We start from the raw sequence: 12,355 nt of genomic DNA, 5'->3' as shown, positions 1-12,355 counted from the left end.
CACCTACACGGCTCCTCCTGGCCAATGTCTTTCCGTTGGCTTCGCGATCCTCGCGATTCTATGGTTGACAGGATGTCTCCGCTGCCCAACATCGCGTCGGCGGCAAGATCTGGTGCGGAAAGAGGCTTACGGACGGACGAATTTATTGGCGCTTCAGTGGCGGGACATCGATTGGCAGGGCCGGTTCATCGAGGTGCGGCGAAACTATACCCATCGGCGGGTGACCACCCCGAAGAGCGGTGAGAGAGCCGGCGCGTCGACATGTCTCGGGAACTGATGCAGACGCTGAAAGACCTGCATACTGAACATCAGATCGAGGTCGCGGCCAGAGGATGGAAGGAAACGCCAGTTTGGGTTTTCTGTAGCGAACTTGGCGTGCTACTCCATCCATGCAACATACGAGATCGAGTGTTTTATGGCTTACCGAGCAACCAAGGCTTCGAAAAGTTTGGTTTCACGATCTTCGCTACACTTTCGCTTCGCCGCTTCTGCAGAACGGAGAAGACCCGGTCTACGTCAAGGACCAGATGGGCCATTCTTCAATCAAGATCACCGTGGATCTCTACGGGCATCTCTTCCCGAGTGGCAATAAGCAGGCGGTCGACCGGCTGGATACGCCTGTGGACAAGGTGCCTTTCGAGGCCGAATCTGCAACCCCGGTGCAACCAATGCAACCGGTCATAATGCCGCACTCGTCGGATCCGTTGGAGTATCCAGTAGTTATGAAGAAGGGAACTGGGGTGAGTGACGGGTTTCGAACCCGCGACCTCCGGATCCACAATCCGGCGCTCTAACCACCTGAGCTACACTCACCACTCGGCTTGCTGCAGCAAGGAAAGAAAAACGATCTTAGCAAAGTACCGATCGATGCAGCAACCCGTTCCGCGACATGATTCGTCGTTCGACCCGGCGGCGAATGTTTAATGGATCTTTTTTTGAAAATACGGATCAATGTCCGGTCGCGCGATGATCGAACGCGGCCTGCATCTCGGCAAGGATCGCGGAGGCGGCGGCGGCCGGATCGGCGGCATCACGGATCGGCCGTCCCACCACCAGATAATCAGCGCCGGCCGCAATGGTTTGAGACGGGGTCGTAACGCGGGCGTGATCGTCGGTGCCTTTCCCAAGCGGACGCACACCGGGCGTCACAATAAGCAAATCCGGTCCGACTTTGGCGCGAATCGCTTCCGGCTCTTCTCCCGACGCCACGACTCCGTCACAACCCACCTCGGACGCCAGCGCGGCGCGGGCGGTGACCAGATCTTCCACGCTGCGCTGGATGCCCATATCTCGCAGATCCTGACTGTCGAAATTCGTCAGCACCGTGACAGCGAGCAATCGAAGTTGAACATCTCCTCTCCCCTGCACCGCCGCAATCAAGGCCTTGCGGTTGGCGTGCACGGTCAGGAAGGCTACACCCATATCGGCCACGCGAGCGGTCGCGCGCCGCACCGTCTCCTCGATATCCAAAAACTTCAGGTCCAAAAAGACTCGAAGGCCGCGCGCGACAAGCCTGTTCACCATGTCGGGGCCGGCGACTGTAAACAGTTCAAGGCCGACCTTCACGAATCGAATCTGTCCGCCCAGCCGTTCGAGCAATCGGTCGGCCTCGGCCGCTGAAGGAACGTCGAGGGCAAAGATGAGGCGATCCTTGGCATCAATTAGCGACATCGAGTCCCGACACTCCTATCCGCAATGACATATAGTTCCTGCTCCGGGATCGATCCGTCACAGGGATCTACTTGACCATTTCTCATCCCGTATGATAAAAGCTCGCTTTTTAAACAGAGGAGATGTGCCATGCCCGTAATACATAAATCCACAATCAAGCGAGCGCGCCAGTCGGAACGGCGCCGGCAGCGAAACCGGGGCACATTGAGCGCGGTCAAGAGCGTGGTGAAGAAAGTCCATGAGGCTCTCGGCGCCAAAAAGGCGGACGACGCGAAGACCTCACTCCGGGAAGCAACGGCCGCGCTGGCAAAGGCCGTGACGAAGGGCGTCTTGAAGCCGAACACCGCATCCAGACGGATCTCCCGCCTGACCCGGCGAGTCAACGGGATCACCGCTTCACACTCCTGACTGTTCTGACATTCGACACAGTCTTATCCCCACCCGGTTTCCTTGCTGCGCTGCCGGTTAGGCCGGGCCGCGGTTTCTCCGGCGCTTTCGGTTTACGGCACAGCCGAAGGAGCAAATCTTCCAAGACCCGTTTCGGAGAGCCGCTGCTTCCGCCCTTTAATTTCGAATCGGATTCCATGAATAGCCGGAATGCCTGCGTCATATGCGAGTCGCTGAATTGCGACAGCAACGCCGCCGCCTTGCCTGGGTCCATTCGCAGCGCGCGCCCCGCTTCGGCCGCCCGCGCTCCCTGCTGCACCGAACCCTTGACCTTCCATAAACGCCGGTATTGCCACACCAATGCGCCGAGAATGCGCAATGGCGCTTCCCCCGCCTCTATGTTTCTGGCCAAAATTGTCAAGGCACGGCCTTGAGCCCCGGCCCCGATCGCCATGGTGAGATCGAAGACGGATGCGCCCGGTTCGGTGCCCCTCAGCACCTGCACGTCTTCGACCGTGACCGCACGACCGGCCGGCACATAGGCCGCGAGCTTTTCGAGCTCTCGGCGCAGCGCGTACAGTGATCCGGCCGACTCCTTCAAAGCCTGGACTGCGTCCTCTCGCATGGTCATCCCAAGCGAGGCCGCTTCTTGGCCGATCCACGCCGCGATCTGGCGATCCTGCAACGGATCGCAATCGACCACGACGGCCTTTTGCATCAGCGTCTGCGTCCACTTCAGACGCCGATCCAGCTTCGCCGCGGCAAATACCAGCGTCGCGGACTCATGCGGCGCGCTCAAATACGGGAGGGACTTCTCTGTCTCACGGGCCGGCCATTTGTCCGCCTGCTTCAGCACCACGAAACGGCGGGACGCAAAGACCGGAATCTCCATCGCGCAACTCAAGACTTGGTCCGCAGCGTCTTCATCGCCATGAAAGACATCATAATTGAAACCTGCGTCCTGCCCTTCACCGAGAACGGCCCGCTTCAGAATGCCGACCGCGTGGTCCCGCAGATAATCTTCTTCTCCGATCACCGCGTAAACGGGCGCCGGAGAATGAATCTGTATTTTGGCTTCCAGCTCAAGGCTTTTGACAAGGAGTCCCATGCGCCGTCTCTTCCGCGCTCAATTGGTCATCCGATCCCGGTCTGATGAGAGATCGCCCGGCCGGTCGCGGGCCGGCTCTTGTGGAGCCCGCCGCATCGCCGCCTCCAACTGGCCGCTTTCGAGGAAGACCAGATATCGAGAGGCGACATCCTCGGCGACAAAGCGGCTGGCTTGCTCCAAGGCCCGATTTTGTAGGACGCGATTGAACTGGAGGTCCTGCGTGATGAAAAACTCCGATTGTCCCTTCACGATTTGGGTCCAAACGGTATTTTTCGTGCGCATGTTCAGGATCCTGACGGCGATCAGCAGTTCAACGCGGCTTTCGAAGGTCGTCGTCTGATCAAAGCTCAAGGTCGGCAGCAGAATGCCAAGCACCTGCCCCGTCATCAGAAGATCGGCCGGTTCGGATTCTCCGACAATTTGAGTGCCGGTTCCACCGGAAAACTCCCGACGGATATAATTCGTGAGCTTGATTTCGAGGTTGGCTTCGAACGTTCTGTTGTCGAACGTTCGAATCGCCATGCGAGGCGGAGGCCCGGCCGCCGTCGCGGCCGGATCAGCGCCACCTACGGTAGGGCCGGCGCCCTGGACCCGAAACTGATAACCGCACCCGACGATGTTCATCGTCATAACACAAACGGTAAATAATAGAAGGACCAAGTAGGTTCCTTGCCGCATGACCTCACACCACGAAATTGATCAATTTGTTCTCGACGTAAATGACTTTCTTGAGCTGTTTGCCGAGAATCCACTCCTGAACCTGTTCCCGAGCCTCCGCTTCGATCTGGTCCCGCGAGGCCGTCGCCTCCACGTCGATCTTTCCCCGAAGCTTTCCGTTCACCTGGATCGGAATAATCATTCGATCACTGGCGATGAGGGCGGGATCATACGAGGGCCAGGACTGGTGCGCGACGCTGGGGACATAGCCCAGCCGTTCCCAGAGCTCCTCGCCGATATGCGGCGCGAAAGGAGCCAGCAGCAGCACGAACGATTCGAGCAGCGCCTTGGGGCGCCGATCCAATTTGGTCATCTCGTTGGTGAACACCATCATTTGCGCGATTGCAGTATTGAAGCGCAGCTCATCCAGGTCATCCGTGATCTTCTTGATCGTCCGGTGAAGCAGCCGCAGGTGCTCTGTCTGCGGAGGTTCGTCTGCCACCGCCGCATTCAGTGCGCCGTCCTCGCTCACGACCAATCGCCAGACGCGATCCAGAAACCGCGTGATGCCTTCCACGCCCCTTGTGCTCCAAGGCTTCATGGCTTCAAGCGGACCCATAAACATTTCGTATAACCGCACGGCATCGGCCCCGAACTTATCCATCATCTCATCGGGGTTCACCACATTGCCGCGGGATTTGGACATCTTTTGATTGTCCTCGCCAAGGACGATGCCCTGGTGCACCAACTTCTTGAACGGCTCGGGCGTACTGGCCACACCCGCGTCATACAAGACCTTATGCCAAAAGCGGCTATAGAGAAGGTGCAGCACCGCGTGTTCACTGCCGCCGACGTAGAGATCGACCGGCATCCAATAGCGTTCCTTCGCGGGCCCTACAAGTGCATGCTTATTCGTCGGATCGATGAACCGCAGGTAGTACCAACAGGACCCGGCCCACTGCGGCATGGTATTGGTCTCCCGGCGGGCCGGCTTGCCGGTTGCGGGATCCGCCGTCCGGACCCAGTCCTCTAAATTCGCGAGCGGACTCTCGCCCGTCCCCGACGGCTTGAATTGGCTTGTTTCGGGGAGCCGCAGAGGAAGCTGCTCCTCCGGAAGCGGACGCGGCTCGCCGTCGACCCAGACGATAGGAAACGGCTCTCCCCAATAACGTTGGCGCGCGAACAGCCAGTCCCGCAACTTGTAGTTGACGGCCTTCGCGCCTTGGCCGCGGGACTCCAGCCAGGCAGTGATCTTTGGAATGGCATCCGTAGGGCTCAAGCCGTCGATAGAGAAAGACCCGTCCGGAGTCGTCGAATGCACGACCGTGCCCTGCTCGGTCTCCGTGAAGGCCTGCTTGTCTACATCTCCGCCGGAGATCACTTCGCGGATCGGCAAGTCATACCGGCGGGCAAATTCCCAATCCCGTTCGTCATGTCCGGGCACCGCCATGATGGCGCCCGTGCCGTAGGTCATCAGCACATAGTCGGCGATCCAGACCGGCAACGGTTCGCTGTTCACGGGGTTGACGGCATAGCCGCCGGTAAACACACCCGTCTTGTCCTTGTCCAACTCCTGTCGCTGGAGATCGCTCTTCCGCGCCGCAGCTTCTCGGTACGCGCGCACAGCCTCTCGTTGTTCCGGCGCAGTCAAAACCTCGACCAGCGGATGCTCGGGCGCCAGCACCATATAGGTCGCGCCAAACAGCGTATCCGGTCTGGTCGTAAAGATACGCAGGCTGCCATTCAGGCCGGCGAGCCGGAATTCCACTTCGGCGCCGATCGACCGGCCGATCCAATTTTTTTGCATCTCCAGCGTACTGGCCGGCCACTCGACTAAGGCAAGATCTTCCAAGAGGCGGTCGGCATAGGCGGTGATCTTCAGAACCCATTGGCGCATGGGTTTTCGAATGACCTCGAAGCCGCCGACTTCACTCCGCCCGTCGACGATTTCTTCGTTCGCCAGAACGGTGCCCAACGCCGGGCACCAATTGACCGGCACTTCCGCGACATACGCAAGCCCCCGCTCGAACAGCTTGAGAAAAATCCACTGCGTCCACCGGTAATAGTCCGGGTCCGTCGTGCTGAGTTCTCTCTCCCAATCATAGGAAAGACCCGCGCGCTTCATCTGTCGCTTGAAGGTGGCGATGTTCTGCGCGGTTGTGAGCGCCGGATGGATTCCCGTTTTGACCGCATACTGTTCCGCCGGCAAGCCGAACGCGTCCCACCCCATAGGGTGCAGCACGTTGTACCCCCGCATTCGCTTGTAGCGGGACACGATGTCGGTCGCCGTATAACCTTCGAGATGACCGACATGCAGACCCGATCCGGATGGATAGGGAAACATGTCCAAACAATAATATTTGGGGCGGTTCGGATCTTCGCTCGCGCGAAAGGTGTGGGCTTCATCCCAATAGGTTTGCCATTTCGCTTCAATGGCGTAATGGTCGTAGGTCTTGCTCATCGCTTTCGTTCCATGTCGGAGCCGCTCCAATGATGTCAAAGAGCAAGGACTCTAGCACAGACGAGAGGAATCAGGGTAGGCGGTTCATCAAGGTCCCGAAATGATCCAAAGACGGAAACCTCGCGGACGGTTCGGCCGGCAGCTGGGAACTGGATTTCGAGCGGTGAAAAATTCGACCGACCCCGAACTGTTCAGCGGCGGCCAGGCATTGCTCATCATCATCTATATAGAGGGACCGCCGCGGATCGAATCCAACCAGGCGTTGGCACGTCGGCCAGTATTTATCATGCATTTTGAGATAGCCGACCTCGAAGGCATCGACAATGCGATCGACATACCGGTCCAGCCCGGTTTTCGCCGCCTTGATTTCCACGCCCGCCCGATGCGCATTGGTCAGGATGGTCACCCGCTTGCCGGATTGACGAAGCCGTCCCAGAAATTCCCGTGCGTCGGGAAGAAAATCAATCAGGTAGTCGAGTTCCTTGTGCAGGGCCACCACATCGATGCCGACGCGCTCGCTCCAATAGTCAAGATCCGTCCATGCCAATTGTCCTTCCACCGATCGATACATGGCCATCAACGAGTCGCGCGCCTCTTCAAACGGCAGAGCTTCCCGTTCGGCATACCGCCTCGGCAGCGCCTCCTCGAACAACACATTGTCGAAATTCCGATCCAACAAGGTCCCGTCCATATCCAAGAGCACATCGTCGATGTGGTCCCAATCGAAGACGTGAGGGGTAGGACGTGAGGCGTGACGCGACATGGATACGAAGTATAACGAAGATTCTCCGCGAACACGAGCGGTTGTCTTTGCCGAAAACCCTATGATACGGTCCACTACATCTCCTTCACATGCCACGCGCAAAACCATCCATACAGGCTGGGACGCTTTCGCCCGACACGTCGGGACTGCGGACGGTCGCCATCATCGGGCGGCCGAATGTGGGAAAGTCCACGCTGTTCAACCGCATTCTCGGTGCCCGCACGGCAATCGTTGACGACGTGCCGGGCGTCACGCGCGATCGGAACTACGCGGACACGGCCTATCGAAATCGGCGATTTCGCTTGGTGGATACCGGAGGCCTCGACCCGACGGCAACCGACGGGATGCTGGCTCTGATTCGCCGTCAATCGGAAATCGCCATCGCGGAAGCCGATTTGCTGATTCTGGTCCTGGATGGCCGCACCGGGTTGACTCCGGCAGACGAAGAAGTCGTTCGGACATTGCGTGGCACGGCCAAGCCGGTGCTGTATGCCATCAACAAGATTGATACACCGAAGGTTGAGCCGTTGATCGCGGATTTTTATCGACTCGGGCATGAGGAGCTGTATCCCATTTCCGCTGAACATGGCTTGGGGGTGGCGGACCTACTGGATGCCCTGTTCGCGTATCTGCCGGATATGCCGGACGAAGAAAGTCCCGTCACCATCCCCCGGATCGCTATCGTCGGACGGCCGAACGTCGGCAAATCGACCCTGATCAACACGGTGCTGGGACAAGAGCGAGTCGTGGTCAGCAATGTGCCGGGGACCACGCGGGACAGCGTGGATTCGATCGCCACCTACCAGGGACGTCGCTATCTCTTTACGGACACGGCCGGCATTCGGCGACGCGGCCGCGTCGAACGGGGCATTGAAGGCCATAGCGTCGCGCGCTCATTGCGGGCGATTGGACGGTCCGATGTCGGCGTGCTGCTGCTGGACGCCGAGGAAGGGGTCACCGAACAAGACACCAAGATCGCCGGGCTCATTCTGCGGCAAGGGCGCGCCTGTATCCTGATCGTCAACAAGTGGGATCTCAAAGAAGGTGATATCGACGCCAGGGAAGCCTACAAGCGCACGCTGCGCCGAAAGTTCCCGTTTCTCACTTGGGCCCCCGTCCTTTTTACCTCCGCGCTCAAGCCGGATTGTTTGCGCGGGCTCTATACCCTGATCGATCAAGTGGTCGCGTCCTTCACCAAACGCATTCCGACCGGCACATTGAACAATCTCTTTCAAGCAGTGCTCACCGACCATCCGCTTCCGGCCCGAAAAGGCAAACCGGGCAAGTCTGCAAAATCGGCATTCATCACGCAAGTCGCCACGAGGCCGCCGGTCTTTGTTCTCTTCGTGGGCCATCCGGAAGATATGACCGCCGCGTACCTCCGTTATTTGGAGAATCGGCTCCGGGAAGAGTATCGATTTTCCGGCACGCCGATCCGCCTCCTCGCCCGGCGAAAATAATTTCGTCCGCCTTACCGAACAGATACGCTTTTGACACAGCTGGGTACATTTTAGATACAGCGATCTGTTTCTTCGCGAACGCTTGAACGAGAAGCCGCGGTATTTTCAACGCTCTGATTGCAATGCCGCCTGGCGTATCTTTTGCTTCCGATCATGCTGAGTGACAAGGCATTATGGACACGCGCCCGCTTCATAGAGAGGAGCCATCTGCATGTTGAGCACGTATCAATACGCGGATCTACCCGCAGCTCAACCCGTACCGGAACCTTCCGGCATAATTGTGCTGTCTATGACAGGAGGAATCTTGCATGCCAATCAAGCAGCCGTCGAACTTGTCGGCCTGCTCTCGGTCGATTCGCCGCCGATGCCAGCCGGAGAGGCGGCCCTTCAATTGCCTCCTTCCCTACTGCAGTTTGCCGGGCAAGTCTTGATCCATCTTGAAAAGCGGATTGCCGCGGAAGAATGGACTCAGTTCGAAGCGAAGCAGATCCTCCATGTATCCGGCCAGGAGTTCCTTCTCCGCGGTTTCGGCCTGCCTGATAAAGCTCGGCGACAGCAATCGCGTATTCTGCTTACCATGCAGCCGTCGGCCGGCTCATTCGCGGCATCATCTCTTCGCCTTTCGCTTGACTCACCGATTTGATCATGTTATTCGCAGAGGAGTGCGTGGAGTCCTGCCGCGACATCCGCCTCCAATAACCGAGTTGTTGTTCCATCGCACACCGCCATCGATATTGCTACGCTGATCATGACTGAACGACTTCGCCGCGGAATCCGTCCCATCGTTCCTGAACCCGCAGGCCTCTTGCCCCTCTTGCTGGCCGTCACCTTGGCCTATTATCCGGCGGCGTACGCTGAGCCGGCTCCCCCCGGGCAAGATATTGCCGAGCCGGCCGAGTCCGCATCCATCCCGGTTGAAAGTTCGACGTCATCCGCCGAGCCTCCGACAGAAGACTCGGGGCCGGGCGAAGATTCTCTTGCGCCGTCCATACGCCTCACCGGTTCGGTCTGGAGATCCAAACCGGGCATTGTGTTCCTCCAAACCCCGATCGGCTTGCTGTCGCTCAGTTCCAAAACAGCTCTCCGTGATGTGAAAACCTCGCACAAGATCACCCTGTCTGTGAATGGTTCCAACACGGCGGTGGACATTCGAGAGCGCGGGACCGGATCGCTGGTGCACCGATATCTTTCGGGAATTCCTCGGTACGCGTCCGGCGAAAAGAGGGATCTGCTTCTTTGGACGCCTGAAGGGGATCAAGTCTTTGCTCCCGGCGCATACGGCGCCAAGATCCCGCGGGATCCTCAGAGCCCGATCGCGCTGGAGGTCAGCCAAGCCGGCGCAGTCAAAGGCCTGCACGATCTGCAATTTGACCTTCAGGTCAGCCAGGCCCCCAGGGCCGACTCGCAGACGCGCATGCGGCTCCGCGGGACCGTATCCAAGCTGAAATCGTCCTTTGTCTTTCTCAAGACTCCCCTGGGAGTCGTCACTGTCAGCGCGAAGACCGGAGTCCGGAATGCCAAGGTGGGACAGGACATGACGGTCTGGATACACGGTGATCATGTCGCAATCGACCTGTATCAAGGAGACTCAGCGGCGCCGGTTCGGCGCTTTTTAAGCGGTCGGCTGGCCTATGCCACCTCGGACAAGAATTCCGTCACGCTATGGACCCCGGAGGGCGACAAGGCGTTTCCCGCCAACCATCGCGGTAAAAGTTCTCTCGCTTCAGTGAAAGAAGGCGCGCCGATTACCGTCGAATTGGACCAGCAGGGCGAAATCGTGGAGATTCGGCGTCTCAACTGAATCTTCAATCCTGTGAATCTTCGATCCTATCGATAATTTCTGGACCACTCGTCGCTTGACAGCCCCTCAGGACCCTCGTAGACTCCGCTTCAACTCGCATGACTACCCGCCGATCGGGACACTCGGATCAAGTGTCCTCGTCACAGTCCACCTCTTCCTCCGCTGCAGCCGAACCGGATTTCGATCGGATTTACCGCGACTACGTCGATCTTATCTATCGCTTTGCCCACCGCCTCTGCGGGGAAAGTGAGGCCGCGCGGGATATCGTCCAGGAAACTTTTCTGAACGCGTATCGCGGCTTCAAAGATTTTCGCGGCGACGCCCAGGTATCGACCTGGTTGTACACGATCGCCTCGCACGCGTGCATGCGGATGCGCCGTAAACGAAAAGGGCAGCCTGATCGGGAGCTTTCGCTGGAAGAATTTATTCCCACCTCCGACGGCGAATTCCAGCTGCAAATTCCGGTCGAGGGCCTCAGCCCCGAACAAGCCCTCCAAAATAAGGAATTGCGCCGCATGCTCGATCATGCGATCGGGCGACTGCCGCCTAAGTATCGAATGGTGCTGGTGCTTCGGGACATGGAGGGATTGAGCGCCAAAGAAGTCGGAAGCATTATGCGGCTGAATGAACGGGCGGTGAAATCCCGCCTCCATCGAGCCAGGCTCTTCGTCCGCAAGGAACTGAGCGCCAAAGGACTGACTCAGGATTCAACGGGAAAAACTCACACAGATTGAAATTTATTTGATATAGTCTGTCGGAAGGTTTGAGACATGTCTTCGAGAATCTCCACCCAACCGGGCACCGGTCATCCGATCCATCACGACCACGGGAAGCGCCACTGCCTCAAAGTGCTTCAAAAACTGTCCGCCTATCTGGACGAGGAATTAGCCGGCGACATTTGCGCCGAGATCCGATCGCATCTCGGGGCCTGTCCCAATTGTGAGGTGTTTCTCGACTCCTTACGACAGACGATCATATTATGCCGGCACCATCGACCTCACCCGCTCTCCGCCACCGACCGCGCAGCCATCAGACGGCACATCCTCAAATCAATTCCTCCAGCCTAACTTTTCACTCCTCTGTCTTCCGTTCGCTGTCTCTACCCCGGTAGTCCACCGACTGGTCCTTGCAGTATAGTAAGGCATGCGGCACATGTGGAGCGTGATTCCAGCTCTCAGTCTGGCCCTCGCCGGTGCGGCCGTTGTTCCCGGCACCGCACGGACCGAAGACCCTCCCAAAGAAGTCATCACGATCGACATGGAAGGCCGCCGGTTTAATCCTTCCGAGGTTCTATTGCCGGCCGGTCGAACCGTGCGGCTGGTGCTGCGTAATCATGATCCGGACCTTCACGCGTTCGTGCCGGAATCTCTTTTCGCAGGCATCAATATGAATGTGACCGGCAATGGGTTTCCGGAATTCAACGAGACAGGATTTCGCCGGCTCATTGTTCCTCCCGAGGGCCACGCCGAAATCGGATTCGTGCCCGCGCCGGTCGGCGACTATTCGTTTTCCTGCGATATGCCCGGCCATGACATGAAGGGCGTGATTCACGTGAGATGAGCCGGATGATGCACTGCAATTTCAGCCGATATGCCGTTCAATCAATCGCGCTGTGTGTCGTCGTCCTTGCCGTGTCGGCGCTTATGGCCGCGATGCCGGTGGCGACGGAACGGGGAAAGGCCATTTACCAAACCCGTTGCCTCGAATGCCATGGAATCGAGGGACGCGGGGATGGAGCTAAGGCTCCGTCTCTTTCGCCGCGTCCGGGAAGTTTGGTGTCGGCGGCGACGTCGGCAAAATCAGACCGAGATCTATTGCGGATTATTCAAAACGGCAAGCCGCGTACAGCCATGCCGGCATGGAAGGACATACTGACGGAACCTGAGATAGAAGAGGTGCTTCTCTATGTGCGCTCGCTGGTCCACTTCAGCCGGCCGTTGACCCCGTCGCCTCCGGCCCAATAAAGACCGCCAGGTTCTCGGCACACCCCCTTTCGCCTCGTGCGAACACCGTGTTAGAGTACCAACTTTCGCCTTGCGCAGGAGGC

The 12,355-nt window shown here is 58.4% G+C and carries 14 protein-coding genes, 1 tRNA gene and 1 pseudogene; 10 read left to right on the top strand and 6 right to left on the bottom strand.

The features are described from left to right. The first annotated feature begins 112 nt into the window (after window positions 1–112). Window positions 113–277, top strand: a complete 165-nt coding sequence (locus ACWGXE_RS01475) for a hypothetical protein (protein WP_447600732.1) — start codon at window positions 113–115, stop codon at window positions 275–277. Between the two features lie 112 nt (window positions 278–389). Next, window positions 390–515, top strand: a pseudogene (locus ACWGXE_RS01470) (hypothetical protein); the annotation flags it as partial. Window positions 516–736: 221 nt separating this feature from the next. On the opposite strand, the gene ACWGXE_RS01465 reads toward ACWGXE_RS01470, so the two are convergent. Further along, window positions 737–813, bottom strand: a tRNA-His gene (locus tag ACWGXE_RS01465). A 135-nt stretch (window positions 814–948) separates the two neighbouring features. After that, window positions 949–1,671, bottom strand: a complete 723-nt coding sequence (pyrF, locus tag ACWGXE_RS01460) for an orotidine-5'-phosphate decarboxylase (protein WP_447600731.1) — start codon at window positions 1,669–1,671, stop codon at window positions 949–951. Window positions 1,672–1,800: 129 nt separating this feature from the next. Between pyrF and rpsT the strand changes: the two genes are divergently transcribed. Continuing rightward, entirely contained in the window at window positions 1,801–2,079 is a 279-nt protein-coding gene (gene rpsT, locus ACWGXE_RS01455) for a 30S ribosomal protein S20 (RefSeq protein ID WP_447600729.1), read from the top strand. Here rpsT and holA read toward each other — a convergent pair. The 4 genes from holA to ACWGXE_RS01435 form a co-directional block, all read right to left on the bottom strand. Beyond that, a complete protein-coding gene (gene holA, locus ACWGXE_RS01450; protein ID WP_447600728.1) occupies window positions 2,060–3,166 on the bottom strand; it encodes a DNA polymerase III subunit delta in 1,107 nt (368 codons plus the stop codon). The genes rpsT and holA overlap by 20 nt on opposite strands. Before the next feature lie 18 nt (window positions 3,167–3,184). Then, on the bottom strand, window positions 3,185–3,844 hold the full coding sequence (gene lptE / locus ACWGXE_RS01445; RefSeq protein ID WP_447600726.1) for an LPS assembly lipoprotein LptE: 660 nt from the start codon (window positions 3,842–3,844) through the stop codon (window positions 3,185–3,187). A gap of 4 nt (window positions 3,845–3,848) precedes the next feature. Continuing rightward, window positions 3,849–6,284: a leucine--tRNA ligase gene (leuS, locus tag ACWGXE_RS01440; protein WP_447600724.1), complete on the bottom strand. Its 2,436-nt coding sequence runs from the start codon at window positions 6,282–6,284 to the stop codon at window positions 3,849–3,851. 70 nt (window positions 6,285–6,354) lie between these two features. Next, window positions 6,355–7,122, bottom strand: a complete 768-nt coding sequence (locus ACWGXE_RS01435; protein ID WP_447600723.1) for an HAD family hydrolase — start codon at window positions 7,120–7,122, stop codon at window positions 6,355–6,357. A 14-nt stretch (window positions 7,123–7,136) separates the two neighbouring features. Between ACWGXE_RS01435 and der the strand changes: the two genes are divergently transcribed. From der to ACWGXE_RS01400, 7 genes are all read left to right on the top strand, one after another. Then, window positions 7,137–8,507, top strand: coding sequence for a ribosome biogenesis GTPase Der (gene der, locus ACWGXE_RS01430; protein WP_447600721.1), 1,371 nt, complete (start codon window positions 7,137–7,139; stop codon window positions 8,505–8,507). 304 nt (window positions 8,508–8,811) lie between these two features. Further along, a complete protein-coding gene (locus ACWGXE_RS01425; protein WP_447600719.1) occupies window positions 8,812–9,150 on the top strand; it encodes a hypothetical protein in 339 nt (112 codons plus the stop codon). A 105-nt stretch (window positions 9,151–9,255) separates the two neighbouring features. Next, window positions 9,256–10,308, top strand: coding sequence for a hypothetical protein (locus ACWGXE_RS01420; RefSeq protein WP_447600717.1), 1,053 nt, complete (start codon window positions 9,256–9,258; stop codon window positions 10,306–10,308). A 131-nt stretch (window positions 10,309–10,439) separates the two neighbouring features. Beyond that, entirely contained in the window at window positions 10,440–11,042 is a 603-nt protein-coding gene (locus ACWGXE_RS01415; RefSeq protein ID WP_447600716.1) for an RNA polymerase sigma factor, read from the top strand. A gap of 36 nt (window positions 11,043–11,078) precedes the next feature. Continuing rightward, entirely contained in the window at window positions 11,079–11,375 is a 297-nt protein-coding gene (locus ACWGXE_RS01410; protein WP_447600714.1) for an anti-sigma factor family protein, read from the top strand. A gap of 76 nt (window positions 11,376–11,451) precedes the next feature. Then, on the top strand, window positions 11,452–11,868 hold the full coding sequence (locus ACWGXE_RS01405; protein ID WP_447600712.1) for a cupredoxin domain-containing protein: 417 nt from the start codon (window positions 11,452–11,454) through the stop codon (window positions 11,866–11,868). A gap of 5 nt (window positions 11,869–11,873) precedes the next feature. Continuing rightward, entirely contained in the window at window positions 11,874–12,272 is a 399-nt protein-coding gene (locus ACWGXE_RS01400) for a c-type cytochrome (protein ID WP_447600710.1), read from the top strand. The last annotated feature ends 83 nt before the right edge of the window (window positions 12,273–12,355 follow it).

The organism is Nitrospira sp. Nam80 (assembly GCF_965152575.1).
The sequence above is the reverse complement of the archived record's forward strand: the minus strand, read 5'-3'. Positions and strand labels throughout refer to the sequence as shown.